The 20,195-nt window shown below is 61.0% G+C and carries 22 protein-coding genes; 7 read left to right on the top strand and 15 right to left on the bottom strand.

Translation table 11 applies throughout. The features are described 5' to 3' along the window. Positions 1–89 precede the first annotated feature (89 nt). From ispE to D8U70_RS08170, 3 genes are read right to left on the bottom strand one after another with little or no spacing between them, the layout of a single operon-like run. On the bottom strand, positions 90–941 hold the full coding sequence (ispE, locus tag D8U70_RS08160) for a 4-(cytidine 5'-diphospho)-2-C-methyl-D-erythritol kinase (RefSeq protein WP_041480006.1): 852 nt from the start codon (positions 939–941) through the stop codon (positions 90–92). 3 nt (positions 942–944) lie between these two features. After that, positions 945–1,562: a lipoprotein insertase outer membrane protein LolB gene (gene lolB / locus D8U70_RS08165; RefSeq protein WP_130928617.1), complete on the bottom strand. Its 618-nt coding sequence runs from the start codon at positions 1,560–1,562 to the stop codon at positions 945–947. A gap of 3 nt (positions 1,563–1,565) precedes the next feature. After that, positions 1,566–3,290, bottom strand: a complete 1,725-nt coding sequence (locus D8U70_RS08170; RefSeq protein ID WP_130928618.1) for a tetratricopeptide repeat protein — start codon at positions 3,288–3,290, stop codon at positions 1,566–1,568. Positions 3,291–3,472: 182 nt separating this feature from the next. Between D8U70_RS08170 and hemA the strand changes: the two genes are divergently transcribed. The 6 genes from hemA to D8U70_RS08200 all read left to right on the top strand — a co-directional run bounded on the left by hemA (position 3,473) and on the right by D8U70_RS08200 (position 8,832). After that, the gene (gene hemA, locus D8U70_RS08175; RefSeq protein ID WP_016773209.1) at positions 3,473–4,759 is read left to right on the top strand and encodes a glutamyl-tRNA reductase; all 1,287 of its coding nucleotides are present in this window, start codon (positions 3,473–3,475) and stop codon (positions 4,757–4,759) included. Then, positions 4,756–5,838, top strand: a complete 1,083-nt coding sequence (gene prfA, locus D8U70_RS08180) for a peptide chain release factor 1 (protein WP_130928619.1) — start codon at positions 4,756–4,758, stop codon at positions 5,836–5,838. Before hemA ends, prfA begins: the two co-directional genes overlap by 4 nt. Continuing rightward, a complete protein-coding gene (gene prmC, locus D8U70_RS08185; RefSeq protein ID WP_130928620.1) occupies positions 5,839–6,669 on the top strand; it encodes a peptide chain release factor N(5)-glutamine methyltransferase in 831 nt (276 codons plus the stop codon). It begins immediately after the preceding gene. Then, positions 6,663–7,418, top strand: coding sequence for a molybdopterin-synthase adenylyltransferase MoeB (locus D8U70_RS08190; RefSeq protein WP_130900220.1), 756 nt, complete (start codon positions 6,663–6,665; stop codon positions 7,416–7,418). Before prmC ends, D8U70_RS08190 begins: the two co-directional genes overlap by 7 nt. Then, entirely contained in the window at positions 7,411–8,202 is a 792-nt protein-coding gene (murI, locus tag D8U70_RS08195) for a glutamate racemase (protein ID WP_130928621.1), read from the top strand. The genes D8U70_RS08190 and murI overlap by 8 nt, the downstream gene beginning before the upstream one ends. Positions 8,203–8,313: 111 nt before the next feature. Then, the gene (locus tag D8U70_RS08200; protein ID WP_122507863.1) at positions 8,314–8,832 is read left to right on the top strand and encodes an acyloxyacyl hydrolase; all 519 of its coding nucleotides are present in this window, start codon (positions 8,314–8,316) and stop codon (positions 8,830–8,832) included. 135 nt (positions 8,833–8,967) lie between these two features. Here D8U70_RS08200 and D8U70_RS08205 read toward each other — a convergent pair whose 3' ends face one another. The 12 genes from D8U70_RS08205 to D8U70_RS08260 form a co-directional block, all read right to left on the bottom strand. Further along, the gene (locus D8U70_RS08205) at positions 8,968–9,273 is read right to left on the bottom strand and encodes a YkgJ family cysteine cluster protein (RefSeq protein WP_024014290.1); all 306 of its coding nucleotides are present in this window, start codon (positions 9,271–9,273) and stop codon (positions 8,968–8,970) included. Between the two features lie 52 nt (positions 9,274–9,325). Beyond that, positions 9,326–9,817 (bottom strand): DUF2878 domain-containing protein, encoded by a 492-nt coding sequence (locus D8U70_RS08210; protein WP_130928622.1) that lies wholly within the window; start codon positions 9,815–9,817, stop codon positions 9,326–9,328. After that, positions 9,810–11,075, bottom strand: coding sequence for a cyclopropane-fatty-acyl-phospholipid synthase family protein (locus D8U70_RS08215; RefSeq protein WP_024014288.1), 1,266 nt, complete (start codon positions 11,073–11,075; stop codon positions 9,810–9,812). Before D8U70_RS08215 ends, D8U70_RS08210 begins: the two co-directional genes overlap by 8 nt. Further along, positions 11,062–11,877 (bottom strand): DUF1365 domain-containing protein, encoded by an 816-nt coding sequence (locus D8U70_RS08220; RefSeq protein ID WP_130928623.1) that lies wholly within the window; start codon positions 11,875–11,877, stop codon positions 11,062–11,064. The genes D8U70_RS08215 and D8U70_RS08220 overlap by 14 nt, the downstream gene beginning before the upstream one ends. Next, the gene (locus D8U70_RS08225) at positions 11,874–13,121 is read right to left on the bottom strand and encodes an FAD-dependent oxidoreductase (RefSeq protein ID WP_016773218.1); all 1,248 of its coding nucleotides are present in this window, start codon (positions 13,119–13,121) and stop codon (positions 11,874–11,876) included. Before D8U70_RS08225 ends, D8U70_RS08220 begins: the two co-directional genes overlap by 4 nt. After that, positions 13,118–13,900 (bottom strand): SDR family NAD(P)-dependent oxidoreductase, encoded by a 783-nt coding sequence (locus D8U70_RS08230; protein WP_016773219.1) that lies wholly within the window; start codon positions 13,898–13,900, stop codon positions 13,118–13,120. Before D8U70_RS08230 ends, D8U70_RS08225 begins: the two co-directional genes overlap by 4 nt. After that, a complete protein-coding gene (locus tag D8U70_RS08235) occupies positions 13,897–14,319 on the bottom strand; it encodes a nuclear transport factor 2 family protein (RefSeq protein ID WP_122747838.1) in 423 nt (140 codons plus the stop codon). Before D8U70_RS08235 ends, D8U70_RS08230 begins: the two co-directional genes overlap by 4 nt. After that, entirely contained in the window at positions 14,312–15,757 is a 1,446-nt protein-coding gene (phrB, locus tag D8U70_RS08240; RefSeq protein WP_130928624.1) for a deoxyribodipyrimidine photo-lyase, read from the bottom strand. The genes D8U70_RS08235 and phrB overlap by 8 nt, the downstream gene beginning before the upstream one ends. 16 nt (positions 15,758–15,773) lie before the next feature. Beyond that, positions 15,774–16,715: a MerR family transcriptional regulator gene (locus D8U70_RS08245; RefSeq protein ID WP_016773222.1), complete on the bottom strand. Its 942-nt coding sequence runs from the start codon at positions 16,713–16,715 to the stop codon at positions 15,774–15,776. Further along, positions 16,715–17,677 (bottom strand): DUF523 and DUF1722 domain-containing protein, encoded by a 963-nt coding sequence (locus D8U70_RS08250; protein ID WP_041479992.1) that lies wholly within the window; start codon positions 17,675–17,677, stop codon positions 16,715–16,717. Before D8U70_RS08250 ends, D8U70_RS08245 begins: the two co-directional genes overlap by 1 nt. Before the next feature lie 214 nt (positions 17,678–17,891). Next, positions 17,892–18,107 (bottom strand): TIGR02450 family Trp-rich protein, encoded by a 216-nt coding sequence (locus D8U70_RS08255; RefSeq protein WP_016773224.1) that lies wholly within the window; start codon positions 18,105–18,107, stop codon positions 17,892–17,894. Next, on the bottom strand, positions 18,104–19,090 hold the full coding sequence (locus D8U70_RS08260; protein ID WP_071173571.1) for an NAD(P)/FAD-dependent oxidoreductase: 987 nt from the start codon (positions 19,088–19,090) through the stop codon (positions 18,104–18,106). The genes D8U70_RS08255 and D8U70_RS08260 overlap by 4 nt, the downstream gene beginning before the upstream one ends. Before the next feature lie 197 nt (positions 19,091–19,287). Here D8U70_RS08260 and D8U70_RS08265 point away from each other — a divergent pair, with 197 nt between their 5' ends. Continuing rightward, entirely contained in the window at positions 19,288–20,190 is a 903-nt protein-coding gene (locus tag D8U70_RS08265) for a TIGR01777 family oxidoreductase (protein ID WP_130928625.1), read from the top strand. Positions 20,191–20,195 lie beyond the last annotated feature (5 nt).

The raw sequence follows: 20,195 nt of genomic DNA on the forward strand, positions 1-20,195 counted from the left end.
CCAACGCATGGCAGGATCAAAACCTGCTGCCTTACCGCTTGGCGACGCCCCTGTATCTGTTGCTTTCAAGTGCCGGGCACTTGATTCCTTTAGAGCAGACTTTGCAGCTTGCGATGCAACATCGAAACGTTGCTTCCTTTCGCTACAAACCCTGTAAGGGTCTCTGTCAGAAGGGCCGAGACTTTATCAGCTTCAGCTTTGCTTGGGAAGCCCCCAAACACACAACTTCCAGTTCCGGTGAGCTTTGCTTCGGTAAATTTACCTAACAAATCCAATGCGTTACGTACCTCTGGATAACGCCTTGCTACCACCGGCAAGCAGTCATTTCGACTGTTTCCCTCGGGAACGGGGCGCACTTTAATGGGCGGTGTGTTACGTGTCAACAAAGGATCGGAAAAAATTTCTGCCGTACTAACAGCGACTTGCGGCACGAGCACCAGATACCACGGTTCTTCGGGGTCGACCGGGGTCAGTTTCTCGCCAACGCCCTCGGCAAATGCCGCATGGCCACGGACGAACACCGGTACGTCGGCACCGAGTGACAGGCCCAGTTCCGCCAGGCGATCTTCATCCCAGCCCAGTTGCCACAAATGGTTGAGCCCGAGCAGGGTCGTCGCCGCATTCGAACTGCCGCCACCGATGCCGCCGCCCATGGGCAGGACTTTGTCGATCCAGATGTCGATGCCGAGCGCGCAGCCGGATTGTTGCTGCAACATTTTCGCCGCGCGCACGATCAGGTTGCTGTCGTGGGGCACGCCGGCGAACTCGGTGTGCAGTTGAATCACGCCGTCATCGCGCACGGCGAAAGTGATTTCATCGCCGTAATCGAGGAACTGAAACAGCGTCTGCAATTCGTGATAACCGTCTTCACGGCGACCGAGAATGTGCAGCATCAAGTTGAGTTTGGCCGGCGAGGGCAGGGTCAGGCGTGCAGCGGTCATGCTTTATTGCCCCAACTTGCGCGGTTGCCAGGTCTTGATCACCAGCGTTACGTCAAGGTCGGTGCCGTGCAGCTTGATGCGCTCGGGCAGCCAGTAACCATTCTGTTCGGTGTAGGCGGTGTATTCGACTTTCCAGCCGTCCTGCTCAAGGCTGGCCAGACGACTGTCGGCGTCCAGGTTCAAGCGACTCTTGCTTTCCGGAGCGGGCAGGCCACGAACCCACCAGGCCAGATTCGACACCGGCAATTTCCAGCCCAGTTGCTCTTCGAGCAAGGCTTCAGGAGATTGCGATTCGTAGCGGCCCTGGTTAGCGACTTCCAGTGATACTTTGCCCGGACGCCCCGTCAGCCGTGCCGCACCACGACCCAGCGGGCCGGACAGGCGAATGTCGTAATAATCCTGACGTTGCAGCCAGAACAGCGTGCCGCTGCCGGAATCCTGCGGCGCGCGGATGCCGATCTTGCCGTCGATCTGCCAGCCATCAAGGCCGGTCAGTTGCTGTTTGTTTGCCGCCCACTGTGCCGGGCTGCCGTGGCCCTCGACCGATTCGCGAGTGCCGAAACCCGAGCAGCCGGCGAGCAGGGCGATGAAGCTGAAAACAATAACGTGGCGCAAAAGCATGGTTTAAAGATTCTCGGATCCGGTCAGGCGCTTGATGGTGCTGCGCAGAATGGTGCTGTCGGGCTGATCCTTGAGGAACTTGCCCCACACTTGTTTGGCTTCGCGTTGATTGCCCTTGGCCCAGAGGACTTCGCCAAGGTGCGCGGCGACTTCGTGGTCAGGGAAACGCTCGAGCGCCTGGCGCAGGTATTTCTCCGCGTCGTCCAGATTGCCCAGGCGATAGTTTACCCAGCCGAGGCTGTCGAGTACCGCCGGGTCTTCCGGATTGATCTGGTGCGCCTGCTCGATCAGCGTTTTCGCTTCAGCGTAGCGGGTGGTGCGATCGGACAAGGTGTAGCCCAGTGCATTGAGCGCCATGGCGTTGTCCGGGTCGCGCTTGATGATCAGGCGCAGGTCTTTCTCCATCTGCGCCAGATCATTGCGTTTCTCCGCGAGCATGGCGCGGGTGTAAAGCAGATTGAGATCGTCCGGGTATTTCTGCAGCGCTTGTTGCAGAACCTTCCAGGCCTTGTCGTCCTGTTTATTGGCCGACAGGGTTTCCGATTCGATCAGATACAGCTGGATCGCGTAGTCGGGCTGCTCGTCACGCTCGGCCGCCAGTTTGCTCTGCGCTTCGGCGGTTTTGCCGTTGCTCATCAGGATATCGGCCTGACGCAGCTGTGCCGGCAGATAGTCATTGCCCGGGCCGACCTGGGCATACTCGATGAGCGCGCCTTGCGGGTCGTTGCGCTCTTCGGCAATCCGGCCGAGATTCAGATGCGCTGAATCGACGTGGCTTTCGCGAGCGATCAGGTCTTCCAGATAACCTTTGGCCTCATCCCACGCCTTGGCTTCCAGGCACACCAGCGCCAGCGAATAACGCAGTTCATCGTCTTCCGGGTATTGCTGAACGAGGGTGGAGAATTCGGCCTTGGCGTCGTCCATGCGGTCCTGTTCGACGAGCATGCGCGCGTAAGTCAGGCGCAGGCGCTTGTCTTCCGGGTATTTTCTGATGCTTTTCTGTAACAGCGGCAGCGCTTCGTCGCCACGGTTGAGCAACTGAAGCAGGCGCGCACGCAGCAGGATCGGTGCGATTTCGCCGTCTTCCGGCGGATTGTCTTCAAGCAGAGTAAGCGCACCTTGATTGTCGCCGTCCTGCTGCAACAGCAGGGCCTTGCCGAAAATCAGCTGATTGTTGTTCGGGTGGCGCTCAAGCAAACGGTCGAAGCTTTTCATCAGACCGTTGCGGGTTTCCTGATCGGTGTCGGCCGCCGACAACGCAAGGAAATCGAAATGGGTGTCGCCCTTGCCCTGCAGGACTTTCTCCATGTAGACCATGGAGTCGTCGTAGCGCCCGGCGCGGGCCAGCTGCACGGCGGCGGCGCGTTGCGCTTCGAGATCGTCCGGGGCATTGCGGGCCCAGATCAGCGCGGTGTCGAGGGCCGGTTGATCGGCGCCCAGATATTCGGCGATGCGGAAAGCCCGCTCGGAGACACCCGGATCCTGGGTGTTGATGGCCTGGGTCACGTAATTGTCCAGGGCAATGTCGAAACGATTGCGCTGGCCGGCGAGTTCGGCGCTCAGCAGACTGAACACGGTTTCCTCGCTGAATGAGCCGTAAACCTTGGGCTTTTCAGGTGCGGGCGTGGTGTCTTCGACCGGCGGGGTGCCGTCCGGCGCAACGGGCGCCATGGCCTGGCAGCCGCTGAGGAAGACAAAAGCGAGGAGCAACGCGGAAGATCTATTCATATAGGAAGAGGACGACTAACCTGCGGTCGGATCATCATGACACAAGCCTTCGGCCAAACATAACCGAGACTCAATTGTGGCCATTATAGGGGCTGACGATTGGGACAATAGTCAGCGGTAGTTGTTCTGAATCTTTCGAAGTAGGACAATTGCCGGCTTCACGTCACCACCAGCGACCTTGAATGGCCTTCCTTGCACTCGGTATTAACCACAAGACTGCTTCAGTAGACGTCCGCGAGCGCGTGGCCTTTACCCCTGAGCAGCTGGTGGAGGCCTTGCAGCAGCTCTGCCGACTGACCGACAGCCGCGAAGCCGCGATCCTCTCCACCTGCAATCGCAGTGAGCTTTATATAGAACAGGATCAGCTGTCGGCCGATGTCGTGCTGCGCTGGCTGGCCGATTATCACCATCTGAGCCTCGACGAACTGCGCGCCAGTGCCTATGTGCATGAAGACGATGCGGCTGTTCGTCACATGATGCGCGTCGCCTCCGGGCTCGATTCGCTGGTGTTGGGCGAACCGCAGATTCTCGGTCAGATGAAATCGGCCTACGCCGTGGCCCGCGAGGCCGGCACCATCGGTCCGCTGCTGGGGCGGCTGTTTCAGGCGACGTTCAATGCCGCCAAGCAAGTGCGTACCGATACCGCGATCGGCGAGAACCCGGTGTCGGTGGCGTTTGCTGCGGTGAGCCTGGCGAAACAGATTTTCAGCGATCTGCAACGCAGCCAGGCGCTGCTGATCGGTGCCGGCGAGACGATTACGCTGGTCGCGCGCCATTTGCATGAGCTGGGGGTCAAGCGCATTGTCGTCGCCAACCGCACGCTGGAGCGCGCCAGTCAGTTGGCCGAGCAATTCGGCGCTCACGCGGTACTGCTCTCGGACATTCCGGCGGAGCTGGTGCGCAGCGATATCGTCATCAGTTCGACCGCCAGCCAGTTACCGATTCTTGGCAAGGGTGCGGTGGAAAGTGCGCTGAAGCTGCGCAAGCACAAGCCGATCTTCATGGTCGACATTGCCGTACCGCGCGATATCGAGCCGGAAGTCGGCGAGTTGGACGACGTTTATCTTTATAGCGTCGACGATCTCCACGAAGTGGTCGCCGAGAACCTCAAGAGCCGTCAGGGCGCTGCACAAGCGGCGGAGGAAATGGTCTCGGTCGGCGCCGACGATTTCATGGTGCGCCTGCGCGAACTGGCGGCAGTCGATGTGCTCAAGGCGTATCGTCAACAGAGCGAACGCCTGCGAGACGAAGAATTGCAGAAGGCCCTGCGTCTGCTGGCCAACGGCGGCAACGCCGAAGACGTGCTCGGGCAACTGGCCCGTGGCCTGACCAACAAACTCTTGCATGCGCCCAGCGTGCAGTTGAAAAAGCTGTCTGCCGAAGGCCGCCTCGATGCGCTGGCCATGGCCCAGGAACTCTTTGCCCTTGAGGGCTCACCGGATAGTTTTTCGGATAAAAAACCGCAATGAAAGCGTCACTGCTCAACAAGCTGGACATTCTCCAGGACCGTTTCGAGGAACTGACCGCGCTGCTCGGCGACGGTGAAGTCATTGCCGATCAGGCCAGGTTCCGCGCCTATTCCAAGGAGTACGCCGAACTCGAGCCGGTAGTGGCCGCCTATAAAAAGCTGCTCGGCGTCCAAAGCGATCTTGAAGGCGCGCAGGCGCTGCTCAAGGACAACGACCCGGACATGCGCGAAATGGCCGTGGAAGAAGTTCGCGAAGCCAAGGAGTTGCTGGTCACGCTGGAATCCGATCTGCAGCGCATGCTGCTGCCTAAAGATCCGAATGACGGGCGCAACGTCTTCCTCGAAATTCGCGCCGGCACCGGTGGCGACGAGGCGGCGATCTTCTCCGGCGACTTGTTCCGCATGTACTCGCGTTATGCCGAGCGGCGTGGCTGGCGCGTCGAGATCCTCTCGGAAAACGAAGGCGAACACGGTGGCTATAAAGAAGTCATTGCGCGCATTGAAGGCGACAACGTTTACGGCAAGCTGAAATTCGAGTCCGGCGCACACCGCGTCCAGCGCGTACCCGCCACCGAATCCCAGGGCCGGATCCACACGTCGGCCTGCACCGTGGCGGTATTGCCCGAGCCGGACGAGCGCGAAGCCATCGAGATCAACCCGGCGGATCTGCGCGTCGATACTTACCGTTCCTCTGGCGCCGGTGGTCAGCACGTCAACACCACCGATTCGGCGATCCGCATTACCCACATCCCGACCGGCACCGTCGTCGAGTGTCAGGAAGAGCGTTCCCAGCACAAGAACCGTGCCCGGGCGATGGCGTGGCTGTCGGCGAAACTCAACGATCAGCAGAACGCAGCGGCAGCCAACGCGATTGCCAGTGAGCGCAAGTTGCTGGTCGGTTCCGGCGATCGTTCCGAGCGCATCCGCACCTACAACTACGCCCAGGGCCGGGTCACCGACCATCGCGTCAACCTGACCCTGTATTCCCTGGATGAAATTCTCGCCGGTGGCGTTGAAGCCGTGATCGAGCCATTGCTGGCTGAATATCAGGCTGACCAACTCGCAGCGATAGGTGAATAAATGACCATCATCGCCAGCCTGTTGCGCGCTGCCGAGTTGCCGGACTCGCCGACTGCGCGTCTGGACGCTGAATTGCTCCTGGCCGCCGCATTGGGCAAGTCGCGCAGCTTCCTGCACACCTGGCCCGAGCGCATCGTGCCGAGCGAGGCTGCGCTGACCTTTGCCGAATATTTGCAACGGCGGCGTAGCGGTGAACCGGTGGCCTACATTCTCGGCCAGCAGGGCTTCTGGAAACTCGATCTGGAAGTCGCGCCGCACACGCTGATTCCGCGCCCGGACACTGAACTGCTGGTGGAGGCAGCCCTTGAGTTGCTGCCGGTAACCCCGGCCAAGGTCCTCGACTTGGGCACCGGCAGTGGCGCGATTGCTTTGGCCTTGGCCAGCGAGCGCCCGGCGTGGAAGGTCACCGCTGTGGATCGCGTGCTCGAAGCCGTGGCCCTGGCCGAACGCAATCGCCAGCGTCTGCACCTGAACAACGCTACGGTGCTGAGCAGCCATTGGTTCAGCGCCCTTGAGGGCCAGCGCTTTCAACTGATCATCAGCAACCCGCCGTACATTGCCGCCACCGATCCGCATCTGGTCGAGGGCGATGTACGCTTCGAACCGGCCAGTGCGCTGGTCGCCGGTGAAGATGGTCTCGATGATCTGCGCCTGATTGTTGCGCAGGCGCCGGATCATCTTGAAGCCGGGGGCTGGCTGATGCTCGAACACGGCTATGATCAGGCCGAAGCTGTGCGTGATCTGCTGCTCACTCGTGGCTTTGAAGAAGTCCACAGCCGCACCGATCTGGGCGGCCATCAACGCATCAGTCTGGGGCGCCTGCCGTGCTGAATGATCAGGAGTTGCTGCGCTACAGCCGGCAGATTCTGCTGCAACACATCGACATCGACGGGCAGCTGAAGCTCAAGGCCAGCCGCGTGCTGATCGTCGGCCTTGGCGGTCTCGGCGCGCCGGTGGCGTTGTATCTGGCGGCAGCGGGCGTCGGCGAGTTGCATCTGGCGGATTTCGACACGGTCGATCTGACCAACCTGCAACGGCAGATCATTCACGACACCGACAGTGTCGGCATGTCCAAGGTCGACTCGGCGCTCAAGCGCCTGGGCGCGATCAATCCCGAGATTCAACTGGTCGCCCATCGCCAGGCGCTGGACGCCGATTCCCTCGCCGCAGCGGTGGCGGCGGTGGATCTGGTCCTCGATTGCTCGGACAACTTCTCTACCCGTGAGGCAGTCAACGCCGCCTGTGTTGCCGCGCGCAAGCCCTTGGTCAGCGGTGCGGCAATTCGTCTGGAAGGGCAGTTGTCGGTGTTCGATCCACGGCGTGCCGAAAGCCCTTGCTACCACTGCCTGTACGGACACGGCAGCGAAGCCGAACTGACCTGCAGCGAGGCCGGCGTGGTCGGGCCATTGGTCGGTCTGGTCGGCAGCTTGCAGGCGCTGGAAGCGTTGAAAGTACTGGTCGGCTTTGGCGAACCCTTGGTGGGGCGGTTGTTGCTGATCGACGCTCTGGGTTCGCGCTTCCGTGAGCTGCGGGTCAAGCGCGATCCGGGCTGCAGCGTCTGTGGCGCCCGCCATGCGTGAAGCGCCGATCGGCGTGTTCGATTCCGGGGTCGGCGGCTTGTCGGTCCTCGGCGAAATCCAGCGCTTGCTGCCTAACGAGTCGCTGCTTTATGTCGCCGATTGCGGGCACATTCCTTACGGCGAGAAAACCCCGGAATTCATCCGCCGGCGTTGCAGTGCGATGGCAGGATTTTTTCGCCAGCAGGGTGCCAAGGCTTTGGTGCTGGCGTGCAATACCGCGACCGTGGCCGGTGTTGCCGACTTGCGTCGTGATTTCCCCGACTGGCCGATTGTCGGCATGGAACCGGCGGTCAAACCGGCCGCAGCGGCCACGCGAAGCGGCGTGGTTGGCGTCCTGGCCACGACCGGCACGTTGCAGAGCGCAAAGTTTGCCGCGTTGCTGGATCGTTTCGCGGCTGACATAAAAGTCATCACCCAGCCCTGTCCGGGACTGGTCGAACTGATCGAAACGGGTGATCTGCACAGCGCCGAATTACGCACTTTATTGCAAGGTTACGTCGCTCCATTGCTGGCGCAAAACTGCGACACGATCATTCTTGGCTGCACCCATTATCCCTTCCTCAAGCCGTTACTCAGGTCGATGATCGCCGACGATGTCAGCCTGATCGATACCGGAGCTGCCGTGGCCCGGCAGTTGCAGCGCTTGCTCGCCGAGCGTGATCTGCTGGCGCAACGTCCGAGCCAGCCGGTGAAGTTCTGGACCAGCGGCGATCCGCAATCCCTCAGAAAAATCCTACCGTTGCTGGGCCAAACTGCGTCGAATGTGCAAAACTTCGACTTGTAAAAAAAATGTGAAATAACTAAAAAAACGCTGAACTTCTGACCAAGCGCGGATTTCTATAGCGACAGCAGCAACTAAAAACCAAACGATCGTTCCGGAAAAGGAAGTTTCAAAGTGAAGCGACTATTCTGCTTGGCCGCGATTGCGGCCGCACTGATGGGGCAAAGCATTTCTGCACAAGCCGCTGGCGTTGAATTCGCCGTCGGCGGTACCAGCGATTCGACAATGACGTATCGCTTAGGCATGAATTTCGACTGGGACAAGAGCTGGCTGCAGAGCGACGTTGGTCGCCTGACCGGCTACTGGAGCGGTGCCTACACGTATTGGGAAGGTGACAAGACTTCCAGCAACAACAGCCTGTCGTTCTCGCCTGTATTCGTTTACGAGTTTGCCGGTCAGTCGGTCAAACCGTACGTGGAAGCGGGTATCGGCGCGGCGTTCTTCTCCAACACCGAATATGAGAGCAACAAGCTGGGCGGGTCCTTCCAGTTCGAAGACCGCATCGGTGTCGGCCTGCGCTTCAACGGCGGCCACGAAGTCGGCATCCGCGCCACGCACTACTCCAACGCCGGCCTTTCCAGCGACAACGATGGTGTAGAAAGCTACGCGCTGCATTACACAATGCCGCTGTAACACGCCGCTACGCGGAACCGACGTGGGAGCGAGCCTGCTTGCGAAAGCTGAGTGTCAGTCAATTCAAATGGTGGCTGACACACCGCCTTCGCAAGCAGGCTCGTTCCCACAGTTGTTTCTGCGTTGTCAAAGAAATCAGCGGTAGGCTGTCGCAATACCCCGGCGCTCTTCGATGCACTCCGGCGCGCCCATTTCAAACTCGCGGCAAATCAGCGGGCGTCGTTCATAGATCGTGCACATCATGCTGTCGCGATCCAGTGCCGCGCACCAGCCGTCGTCCAGACGCAGCATCACTTCACCGCCCCATTCATCGGTATCGATAAAGCGATCAGGCACGCCGGTGTCGGTGATCAACATCACTTCGAGCTGGCAGCAGCACGCGGCGCAGGTCGAGCAGGTGACCGCCGGTTCGGCGATTTGGGTGTGGGGGATGGTTTTCATCGTGGCAGTGTAAGGCAGTGATCGCCGTGGGTGTGAAAGCGCTGACGGACGCTCACGGCGCCAGACGCCGCGCCATCAAGTGCAACAACGGAAACAGCGCGGCCCAGAGCAGCCCGATCAAGATCAGCGTGGGGATATCGCCATAGGGAAATTGCACGCCGGCCAGCCGTCCGCCGCCGTAGTACGACAATGCGCCGCCCACCGCGCCAAGTCCGCTGGCCAGCCACCAGGGTCGCGCGCTCCAGGCCAGGCAGTGGCGCAACGTGGTGGCGAGCAGCGCCCAGAGCAGCATCAGCCACAGTGGAATCAGCGGTGAGGCGTCTGCAAAGCGGAACACGTCGAGGTAACGCAAGACGCTGTCCACCGCCGTGCCGACAATCACCACGCACAGAATCAAACGACCTTCCGCCGCCCAACTGCTGATCCAGCGCAGATGAATCACCAGTGCCGCCAGCGCCAGCAACAGCCATAAACTGTTGCCGCCGAGCACGCAGGCCAGCCAGCCGAGCTGAAACAGCACGGCATTGGCGATTCGCTCACGCATCGAAGCGCCCGAGCAGGGGAGCGGTCATCGCCGCCGGTTTGGCCAGCAGCAATTGCGCGGTGCCGATGGTGCGTTCGAGGAATCCGCCCTCGCAGTAGCACAGATAGAACTCCCACAGGCGCAGGAAATAATCGTCGTAGCCCAGTTCGCTCAGGCGACCATGGGCGAGACGAAAGTTCTCGTGCCACAGGCGCAGGGTCTTGGCGTAATGCAGGCCGAAATCCTCCATGTGCAGCAGGTTCATGTCGGTTTCGCGGCTGACCACATCGAGCATCTTGTGCACCGATGGCAGGGCGCCGCCGGGGAAGATGTAGCGCTGGATAAAGTCGACGCTGCGTTTGGCCTGTTCGTAGCGTTGCTCGCGAATGGTGATCGCCTGGAGCAGCATCAGGCCGTTGCTCTTGAGCAAGTGCGCGCATTGCTTGAAGTAGGTGGGCAGGAACCGATGGCCGACCGCTTCGATCATCTCGATCGACACCAGTTTGTCGTACTCGCCGCTGAGGTCGCGGTAGTCCTTGAGCAGCAGGGTGACGCGATCCTGCAAGCCCAGTTGTTCGATGCGCTTGGCAGTGAACGCGAACTGCTCTTTCGACAGCGTCGTAGTGGTCACGCGGCAACCGTAATGCTGCGCTGCGTACAGGGCCATGCTGCCCCAACCGGTGCCGATTTCCAGCAGGTGGTCGCTGGGTTTGAGCGCGAGTTTCTGGCAGATGCGCTCGAGTTTGTTCAGTTGCGCCTGTTCCAGGGTGTCGCTCGGCGAAAGGAACTGGGCGGCGGAATACATCATGGTCGGGTCGAGAAACTGTTCGAACAGTTCATTGCCGAGGTCGTAGTGCGCGGCGATGTTTTTCTGCGATCCCTTGCGCGTGTTGCGGTTGAGCCAGTGCAGCCCTTGCACGAAGGGCCGGCCCAGACGCGCCAGGCCACCTTCCATGGCGTCGAGTACATCGAGATTGCTGACGAATACGCGCACCACAGCAGTCAGGTCCGGCGAACTCCAATAGCCGTGGATGAATGCTTCGCCGGCGCCGATCGAGCCGCTGCTGGCGACCATGCCCCACAGGGCCGGGTCGAGTACATGGACTTCGCCGAGCAGAGCACTGCCCGGGGTGCCGAAAAGCATTTGTTCGCCATCCTCGACGACCATCAATTGTCCGTGTTTGAGCTGGGCCAATTGGCGCAACACGCCACGGCGCAGCAGCGAGCCGGTCAAACCGTTGGTGCTGAAGCGACCGAGCGGCAGGCTAGAGGATTTCATGGTGCGGCTCCTTCGGAGGCACAGTGGCGGTTTTAAAGCTGCCGTCGGCAGCCTGGTGAGGGAAGATCGGCGCGCGCTTGAGCAGCAGTCGCAGTGCTTGCCAATAAATCGCCAGAGCGGTTTTTGCGGTCATCCACGGAAAGCGCCGCAGATAGCGATGCAGGCTGCGACGATCGAGCGGTTCGCGGCGCAGATTCAGTGTGGCGTCGAACAGTTTCTCGCTGCCCTGCCAATCGGCCATGTGCACACCCAGGCTTTGCGCGGCCGGGCTGAAGCTCATGCGGTATTCGAGGTCGCGGGGCAGAAACGGCGAGACGTGAAACGCCTTGGCCACAGCGAAATGCTGATGGAAATCCACCAGGCTGGTCGGCGTCTGCGCCGGCAGCACATAGTGATAACGCTCGCGCCACGGCGTGTTGGTTACTTCACAAACGATCGCCGCGAGTTGCCCGTCGGCTTCATGGCAATAGAAGAAACTCACCGGATTGAACGACAGGCCCCAACTGCGCGGCTGGGTCAGCAGGCATACCGCGCCTTGCGGCTCATGACCGATGGCTGCGCCGACCTGCTGGCGCACCGCGTCGATCAGGCGCATGCCCTTGCCGGTGAAGGCTTTCAGGTAATCGGTTTCGCGAAACGAGAACGGCGCAAAGCGGCTGCGCCCGGCCAGTGGCGACAAGGCCAGCACGGCGTCCTGTTCGCTCAGGTCGAGGTAGAGCAAACCGATGCGGTAGCGGAATTCGTGGCGGCGCGGCGCAAAACGTCGGTGGCCGATGACGCCGCTGTACAGAGCGCTGTTCACAGGGTTTCACCGAACGCGGCGGCTACGCGCAGCCCGCTGACCACGCCATCTTCATGAAAGCCGTTGGCCCAGTAGGCGCCGCAATAATGTGTGTGCTGCTCGCCATCGAGTTCGCCCCAACGGTTTTGCGCGGCCGCTGCGGCGAGGGTGTATTGCGGGTGGGCGTAGGTATAGCGGGCCAGCACTTTATCCGGGCTGATGCCGGCAGTCTGGTTGAGGCTGACGCAGAACGTAGTGTCGCTTTCGATGCCCTGCAGAATGTTCATGTTGTAGGTGACCGCCGCGCGCGTATGGCCGGCGCCGCCAAGGCGATAGTTCCAGCTGGCCCAGGCCAGTTTGCGCGTTGGCAGCAGGCGCGTGTCGGTGTGCAGCACGACATCGTTATCGGCGTAGAGCAGGGCGCCGAGAATCGAGCGCTCGGCGTCGCTCGGGTTGGCCAGCAGGTTCAGCGCCTGATCGCTATGACAGGCGAACACCACTTTGTCGAAATGTTCGAGGCCGGCCGGGCTGTGGATAACTACGCCGTGCTGGTTGCGCTCGACGCGCTTGACTGGGCAGTTCAGGCGGATCCTGTCGCTGAACGAAGCGGTCAGTGGCGCCACATAAGCACTGGAACCGCCTTCAATGACCTGCCACTGCGGACGATCGCTGACTGAGAGCAGGCCATGATTCTTGAAGAAGCGCAGGAAGAATTGCAGCGGGAAATTGAGCATTTCCGCCATCGGCATCGACCAGATCGCCGCGCCCATCGGCACGATGTAGTGCAGGATGAAGCGCTCGCCGTAGCCGCCGGCCTTGAGGTAATCATCGAGGGTGGTGTCGGCGGCGATGCGCAGTTCGATCAGGTCGCGCTGGGCTTCTTTGTTGAAGCGCAGAATGTCGCGCAGCATGCCCCAGAACCCCGGCGACAACAGATTGCTGCGCTGGGCGAACAGGCTGTTGAGATTGTTGCCGTTGTACTCCACGCCAGTGTCCGGGTCGGTTACCGAAAAGCTCATTTCGGTCGGCTTGAACGCCACGCCGAGCTGGTTGAGCAAGCGAATGAAGTTCGGGTAGGTCCAGTCGTTGAACACGATGAAACCGGTATCGATGGCGAACGATTGCCCGGCCACGCTGACCGGTACGGTGTGGGTATGGCCGCCGACCCAGTCACTCGCTTCGAACACGGTGATGTCGTGGCGGCGGTTCAGCAGGTAGGCACAGGTGAGCCCGGCGATACCGCTGCCAATTACGGCGATTTTCATATCGGGTCCCGCTGCGGTGGGTTCTTGCGCACCATGCGTTTGCCGATCGCCAATTGCGCGCGGGCGGGCAGTTTCGATAGCGGCCACAGCGCGGCCATGAACAGCCCCGGGAAGGCAATTTCCAGCGGACGGTCCTTGAGTTTGGCGAAGATGTGCCGCGCCGCTTTATCCGCGGGCCAGCTCAGCGGCATCGGGAAATCGTTCCTCTCGGTCAGCGGCGTTTCGACAAAGCCCGGGCTGATGATGGTGACTTCAATGCCTTCATCCGCCAGATCGATGCGCAGCGATTCGAACAGGTAACGCAGCCCGGCCTTCGATGCGCCGTAGGCTTCGGCCCGTGGCAGCGGCAGGTAAGTCACCGAGCTGGCCATGCCGACCAGATGCGGCGCGGTGCCTTTGCGCAACAGCGGCAGGGCGGCTTCGATGCAATAGCTGCTGGCGAGCAGATTGGTGCGTACCACGTGCTCGATGATCGACGAATCGAACTGGCGCGCGTCGACATATTCACAGGTGCCGGCGTTGAGAATCACGCTGTCCAGCGAACCCCAGGCCTCGGCGATCTGCTCACCGATTTCGCGCACGGTCTGACTGTTGGTCAGATCGCCGGGCACCACCAGCACCTGGCCCGGATAACGCTGAGACAAGACTTTTAGCGGCGCGGCAGAGCGCGAGCTGACCGCCAGGTGCGCGCCGCTTTTCAGAATGTCCTCACACAATGCTGCGCCGATGCCACTGCTGGCGCCGGTCAACCAATACCGCCGTGGAGGTGTACGACTCATCCCATTCTCCTTTTCAGCCAGGCAATCGCCCGGCCCAATATTGGCAAGTGTTCATACAGCAGCGCCCCGGCATCGAAATAATCCCGATGGCGATAAACCTTGTCGCGCCAGAGCAGGTGCGAACAGCCACCGACTCTGATTTCCCGGCCCTTGGCCAGACGCGGATGGCGATAACTCATGACCCAGCGCAGGTAACCCTCACCTTCGCGGATCTGGTCAAAGCCGTGAAAATCGAAACGCAGATCGCTGACGTTGGCGTACAGCTCACTGAAGTAATCCCGCAGTTGTGCCAGGCCCTGAACTTCGTGCAGCGGATCGGTGAAATGAATGTCGTCGCTGTACAGCTCGCCGAGGCGATGCAGGTTGTCCTTGTTCAACCCGGAAAACTCGCGGGCGAAGCTGCGCAGGAATTCACTCATCGCTGCCGCCCACAGGCTGGCGCGACGGCAGGTTCTTGAACGCTGTCAGCGCACGCTCGCGTGAAGTGCTGAGGTTAACGATCGGCGCCGGATAATCGGCCACGCCGAACAGTCCTCCGGCTGCCGCCGGATTGTGCACTTCCTTCTTGTTGAGCCCGGCCAGTTCCGGCAACCAGTGCTTGATGAACACGCCTTCGGCATCGAATTTTTCCGACTGGCTCAACGGGTTGAAGATACGGAAGTACGGTGCCGAGTCGGTGCCGGTCGACGAGCTCCATTGCCAGCCACCGTTGTTGGCCGCCAGATCGCCGTCGATCAGGTGGCGCATGAAAAAGCGTTCGCCCTCGCGCCAGTCGATCAATAGGTTTTTGGTCAGGAACATCGCCACGACCATGCGCAGGCGATTGTGCATCCAGCCGGTTTCGAGCAATTGGCGCATCGCCGCGTCGATGATCGGCAGTCCAGTCCGAGCCTCCTGCCAGGCCTTGAGTTCTTCCGGCGCATCGCGCCAGGCCAGCGCCTCGGTTTCCGGGCGGAAGGCGCGATGCCGGGAGACGCGTGGATAGCCGACCAGAATGTGTTTATAGAACTCGCGCCACAGCAGCTCGTTGATCCAGGTCACTGCGCCGACCTTGCCGCTTTCGAACTCGCCCTGATTGCTTTGCAGTGCAGCGTGCAGGCACTGGCGTGGCGAGATCACGCCCGCGGCAAGATACGCCGACAATTGGCTGGTGCCGGGTTTGGCCGGGAAGTCGCGTTCGCTGCGGTAGTAGTCGATCTGTGCATCGGTGAAGGTGTCGAGGCGGCGCCGCGCCTCTTGCTCGCCGGCCGGCCACAAGGCGCGCAGGGATTCACTCGGTGTGGCGAAGCCTTTGACCGCCTCGGGAATTGCGTCACTTTCGATATCCAGCGCGGCCTGTTTGCCCGGTGCCTTTACAAGTGCAGGCATCGAGCGGTGCAGGCGTTCGTAGCAGACCTTGCGGAACTGACTGAATACCTGGAAATAGGTGCCGGTCTTGGTCAGGATCGTGCCGGGTTTGAACAGCAACTGATCCAGATAGCTGTGAAATTCGATGCCCTCGGCTCGCAACGTTTCGGCCACGGCTTCATCGCGGCGGCTTTCGTGGACGCCGTATTCCTCGTTGACGTGCACCACTTCGATCTTCAATTGCCGGCACAGCTTGAGCAGTTCTGCCGGTGCCTGATCCCAGTGCGGTGCGCTGCGAATCAACAACGGGATGTTCAGCGCGCCGAGGCTCTGGCTCAGTTCGCCCAGGTTGCGCAGCCAGAAATCCACTTTGCACGGCGCATCGTCGTGCTCCAGCCATTGCTGCGGACTCAACAGATACGCCGCCACGGTCGGGCCGCGCGCTGCGGCGGCCGCGAGGGCAGTGTTGTCATGTTGGCGCAAGTCGCTGCGCAGCCAGATCAGTTGCATGTGATTAAACCCATCATCAAATCAATCCGCGCTCGAGCAGCGCCTGGTGTGCGGCAAGCGGATCTTCAGCCAGGAACAGATCGGCAGTCTGGGCGGTGCGTGCGGACAACTCGGTGTGGTGGATATGCACCGTGGGGCCAGCAATCAAGGTCGGGCAATTGACGTTCGCCAACAGCTTGGGCAACTGCGCCAGTTGCATGGCTTTGCTCGAATACAGCAGCACGCCACGGGCTTGCAGATGCTCGACGGTCAGCGCCAGTTCACCGGCCGGCAGTGGCCAGTCGAACACTTGCACCGGGCAATCGGCACTGCTGATCAGCCATGCGCACAGCCACAGATGTGGCTCCAGCGGCAGGTCGGAATGATTGATCAACAACAGCGGCGCCGAATGCAGCTGACGGTTGTTATGGTAGATGCGCGCACCGAATTTGCTGCGCAACCAGGAAAAGAAAAACGTCCGTTCCATCTGTGCGCCGAACTGGCCCTGCCAGCGCTGTTCGAGCTCGGCCAGCAGCGGCATCAGCAATTGCTCGCACAACGTCCGTGGCGGATACAAGGCGATGGCCTGATTGACGCTGTCATCCAGCGCGCGCTCATTGAGCGAGGTGACCGCCGACAGCAACGTCTGATGCAGACGCTGCCAATCGTTTTCCACGGTTTCCGTGAAGGCCTGCGGCGCATCGAGCAGTGGCTTGACCTGGCTGACCGCAACGCCACGGTTGAGCCAGGTGAGGATGGCCATGATCCGCTGCACATGTTCAGCGCTATACAGTCGATGGCCCTTGGGCGTGCGCTGGGGCACCACCAACCCATAGCGACGTTCCCACGCGCGCAGGGTGATGGCGTTGACGCCGGTCTGCCGCGCTACTTCGCGAATCGGCAACCAGCCCTCGTCGAGGGCTTTCTTGAAGTCGGCGCCGAGGTCTTCCCGGGCGCTGCTGTCGGTTTTATCGTTCATTAGATCGCGTTTCGCAGACTGAGGTTTTCCGGGTGCGGCTGCAGGTAAACCTGCTGCGCGATGTACGGGTCCGGATGGAGTCGAAAATGGTGTTTGAGCAGCGTCAACGGCACCACCAGCGGCACGATGCCCTGGCGGTACTGGCCGATGATCTGCTGCATTTCCTGTTTGTCTTCGGCGCTCAGCGATTGTTTCAAATAACCGCTGAGGTGCAGCAGCACGTTGCAATGGGTGCCGCGAGTGGCGCATTTCTTCAGCGCGGCCATCAGCTCGCTGAAATAGCGCGGGCCGAGTTCGGCGGGATCGCTGTCGGCCATGTTGCCGAGCATCTTGCCGAGGTTTTTGTATTGCAGCGGGTTGTGCGCCATCAGCAGATACTTGTAGCGCGAATGGAATTCGGTGAGGGCGCGACGGCTCAGGCCCTCGGCGAGCACTTGCTGCCAGGCGCTGTAGGCCAGCACGCGGGTGATGAAGTTTTCCCGCAGCACCGGATCGTTGAGGCGCCCGGCTTCTTCCACCGGCAGATCCGGATGTTGGGCACAGAATGCCTGCGCATAGATGCCACGTCCGCCACCATTCACTGGCGCGCCGTTGTCGTGATAGACCTTGACCCGTTCCAGCCCGCAGGAGGGCGACTGCTGCATGAAGATGTAGCCGGACAGGTCCTGCAACTCGGCGGCCATTTTCTCGCCGTATTCGGCCAGCGGCCTGGTGACGTTGATGGTCCGGTCGACGGTGCCGACGGCCTCGGGTTGTTCAGGGTCGCCGACCAGCCGGATCGGCTCACGGGGAATGCCCATGCCGATGGCGACTTCCGGGCACAGCGGGACGAAGTCGAAATATTCGGTGAGGGTACGGCTGCACAGCCGCGATTCCTTGTGCCCACCGTTGTAGCGCACTTCTTCGCCCAACAGGCAGGCGCTGATGGCGATCTTCGGCTTGGACAGGGAAGCAGTAGACATGAGCACCTCGAATCTATACCTGTACAGAGAGTTATCGCTGTACAACTTTTCCTCAGCATAGATCGATGGATGTACAAGTCAAATGATTTGTATAAGATTTTTGTACGGAGCTGAATCTGTGGGAGCGAGCCGGCTCGCGAAAGCGGTGGGTCAGTAAAGAAATTCGCATCTGATACAGCGCTATCGCGAGCAGGCTCGCTCCCACAAGGGAAATCTATTTCCAACCGAGTAACCAGAGCTTGCTGTCTTTGAGCACCTGCCAATCCAGCCGCTCGCTACGCTGGGTCAGCACCGCCTGCAATTCAACTTCCAGCACCGTACCTTCCTCGTCGCGGATCAGTTCGGTGACCAGAAAATGTTTTTCGCGATTTTGCGGATGGGCTGCTGTCCACTTCGACAGCAGCAATTTGCGCGGATTGATGCGATTCATTGCAGGTGTTCGTGCAAGCGACGTGCAGCCTCCTGACCACTGAGCCAGGCGCCTTCAACGCGGCCCGACAGGCACCAGTCGCCACAGGCGTACAGGCCCAGATCGACATCAGCCAGTGTGGTCCATTCATGGCCGGTAGCGGGGCGGGCGTAGAGCCAGCGGTGGGCGAGGCTGAAGGTCGGCGCAGGCATGGCGCTGTGCAGCAGTTCGGCGAACGCACCGTGCAGATGCTCGATCACGGCTTCCTTGGACAGATCGATATGTTGCCGGCTCCAGGCGCTGGTTGCATGCAGCACCCACGTGTCGAGAGTGCTGTCGCGCCCGGGTTTGCTGCGGTTGCGCGCCAGCCAGTCGAGTGGGCTGTCCTGTACGAAGCAGCCTTCGATCGGCGTATCGAGTGGGGTTTCGAAGGCAAGGGCGACCGCCCAGGTCGGTTCCATTTTCACCCCGGCCGCGACGCCGGCAAGTTTCGGTGCGGCGGCCAGCAACGCGGTGGCTTGCGGTGCCGGTGTGGCGATCACCACATGGCTGAAGGGGCCGTGGGTGCAGCCATCGGCGTCCTGCAGATGCCAGTGTTCTTCACCGCGATAGACCTCGGTGATGCGGCAGGCAAACTGCACGTCCAGGCCATCGAGCAGGCCGCGGGTGATGGCGCTCATGCGCGGCGTGCCGACCCAGCGGGTCTGCTCGTCCGGCGACATGTTCAGTTGGCCGCCCTGGAAGGTGTACAGCTGCGGCGTCCACTCGGCGGCCCAGCCCCGGCTCTGCCAGCGCTGCACTTCGGTGACGAAGCGCCGGTCGCGCGCGGTGAAGTATTGAGCGCCCAAGTCCAGCGAGCCGGCGTCGCTGCGCTTGCTCGACATGCGCCCCCCGCTGCCGCGGCTTTTATCGAACAGTTGAACGGTATGCCCGGTCTCTGTCAGAGCCTGAGCGGCGGAGAGCCCGGCGATGCCGGTGCCGATGATTGCGATAGGTACAGTCATAGGGGCCTCGTTTACCTTTCTGTACAGACTACGCCGTCGATGAAACCTGTACAATTATGTTTTTTGGTATAACTTCTAGCGTTCTCGTTCTGACAGCTTGGCCTATTGTTAAACCATAGAGCCTGCCCGATCGAAAAGATCCCTGCCTATAAAAATAGACTAGTGATCCGGGTTAAACGCCACGCGAGGAAGATGTCATGCACATATTGCTGACCGGCGGTACTGGTTTGATCGGACGTCAGCTCTGCCGGCACTGGCTGGAGCAGGGTCATCGGCTGACGGTGTGGAGTCGCCGCGCGGAAAAAGTCGCGCAGATCTGCGGCTCGCAGGTGCGCGGGATTGCCCGTCTGGAGGACCTCGGCGAAGAGCCGCTGGACGCGATCGTCAATCTCGCCGGCGCGCCGATTGCCGACCGCCCCTGGACCCATCGTCGCAAGGCGTTGCTGTGGAGCAGCCGCATCACCCTGACGGAAACGCTGCTGGCGTGGCTGGAAACTCGCGCGCAGAAACCGTCGCTGCTGATTTCCGGCTCGGCGATCGGCTGGTACGGCGACGGTGGCGAACGCGAGTTAACTGAAGAATCACCGCCCGGCATCGACGATTTCGCCAGTCAGTTGTGCATCGCCTGGGAAGAAACCGCGCTGCGTGCCGAGAATCTCGGCATCCGCGTGGTACTGGTGCGAACCGGTCTGGTGCTGTCGGCTGAGGGCGGCTTTTTGTCGCGGCTGTTGCTGCCGTTCAAGCTCGGGCTGGGCGGGCCTTTGGGCAATGGTCGGCAGTGGATGCCGTGGATTCACATCGACGATCAAATCGCCCTGATTGATTTTCTTCTGCACCGGAATCAGGCCAGCGGTCCTTATAATGCCTGCGCGCCGAAACCTGTGCGCAACCGCGAATTTGCCAAGACCCTGGGCAGTGTATTGCACCGCCCGGCGTTCATGCCGATGCCGACCCTGGCGCTGAAAGTCATGCTCGGCGAGCTGTCTCTGTTATTGCTTGGCGGCCAGCGCGCGACGCCGGCACGCTTGCTCGAAGCGGGGTTCGCTTTCCGCTTTACGGATTTACGCGCGGCTCTGGATGATCTCTCCAGCCGCCTCTGAAATAG

The organism is Pseudomonas sp. Sample_20 (assembly GCF_004307585.1).
In the GTDB taxonomy this organism is placed as follows: Bacteria; Pseudomonadota; Gammaproteobacteria; order Pseudomonadales; family Pseudomonadaceae; genus Aquipseudomonas; species Aquipseudomonas atacamensis.

Bases quoted from the DNA above. Each gene is read 5' to 3' on its own strand.
- ispE (WP_041480006.1), bottom strand. From the start codon at position 941: ATGACCGCTGCACGCCTGACCCTGCCCTCGCCGGCCAAACTCAACTTG.
- lolB (WP_130928617.1), bottom strand. From the start codon at position 1,562: ATGCTTTTGCGCCACGTTATTGTTTTCAGCTTCATCGCCCTGCTCGCC.
- D8U70_RS08170 (WP_130928618.1), bottom strand. From the start codon at position 3,290: ATGAATAGATCTTCCGCGTTGCTCCTCGCTTTTGTCTTCCTCAGCGGC.
- hemA (WP_016773209.1), top strand. From the start codon at position 3,473: ATGGCCTTCCTTGCACTCGGTATTAACCACAAGACTGCTTCAGTAGAC.
- prfA (WP_130928619.1), top strand. From the start codon at position 4,756: ATGAAAGCGTCACTGCTCAACAAGCTGGACATTCTCCAGGACCGTTTC.
- prmC (WP_130928620.1), top strand. From the start codon at position 5,839: ATGACCATCATCGCCAGCCTGTTGCGCGCTGCCGAGTTGCCGGACTCG.
- murI (WP_130928621.1), top strand. From the start codon at position 7,411: ATGCGTGAAGCGCCGATCGGCGTGTTCGATTCCGGGGTCGGCGGCTTG.
- D8U70_RS08205 (WP_024014290.1), bottom strand. From the start codon at position 9,273: ATGAAAACCATCCCCCACACCCAAATCGCCGAACCGGCGGTCACCTGC.
- D8U70_RS08210 (WP_130928622.1), bottom strand. From the start codon at position 9,817: ATGCGTGAGCGAATCGCCAATGCCGTGCTGTTTCAGCTCGGCTGGCTG.
- D8U70_RS08215 (WP_024014288.1), bottom strand. From the start codon at position 11,075: ATGAAATCCTCTAGCCTGCCGCTCGGTCGCTTCAGCACCAACGGTTTG.
- D8U70_RS08225 (WP_016773218.1), bottom strand. From the start codon at position 13,121: ATGAAAATCGCCGTAATTGGCAGCGGTATCGCCGGGCTCACCTGTGCC.
- D8U70_RS08230 (WP_016773219.1), bottom strand. From the start codon at position 13,900: ATGAGTCGTACACCTCCACGGCGGTATTGGTTGACCGGCGCCAGCAGT.
- D8U70_RS08235 (WP_122747838.1), bottom strand. From the start codon at position 14,319: ATGAGTGAATTCCTGCGCAGCTTCGCCCGCGAGTTTTCCGGGTTGAAC.
- phrB (WP_130928624.1), bottom strand. From the start codon at position 15,757: ATGCAACTGATCTGGCTGCGCAGCGACTTGCGCCAACATGACAACACT.
- D8U70_RS08245 (WP_016773222.1), bottom strand. From the start codon at position 16,715: ATGAACGATAAAACCGACAGCAGCGCCCGGGAAGACCTCGGCGCCGAC.
- D8U70_RS08250 (WP_041479992.1), bottom strand. From the start codon at position 17,677: ATGTCTACTGCTTCCCTGTCCAAGCCGAAGATCGCCATCAGCGCCTGC.
- D8U70_RS08255 (WP_016773224.1), bottom strand. From the start codon at position 18,107: ATGAATCGCATCAATCCGCGCAAATTGCTGCTGTCGAAGTGGACAGCA.
- D8U70_RS08260 (WP_071173571.1), bottom strand. From the start codon at position 19,090: ATGACTGTACCTATCGCAATCATCGGCACCGGCATCGCCGGGCTCTCC.
- D8U70_RS08265 (WP_130928625.1), top strand. From the start codon at position 19,288: ATGCACATATTGCTGACCGGCGGTACTGGTTTGATCGGACGTCAGCTC.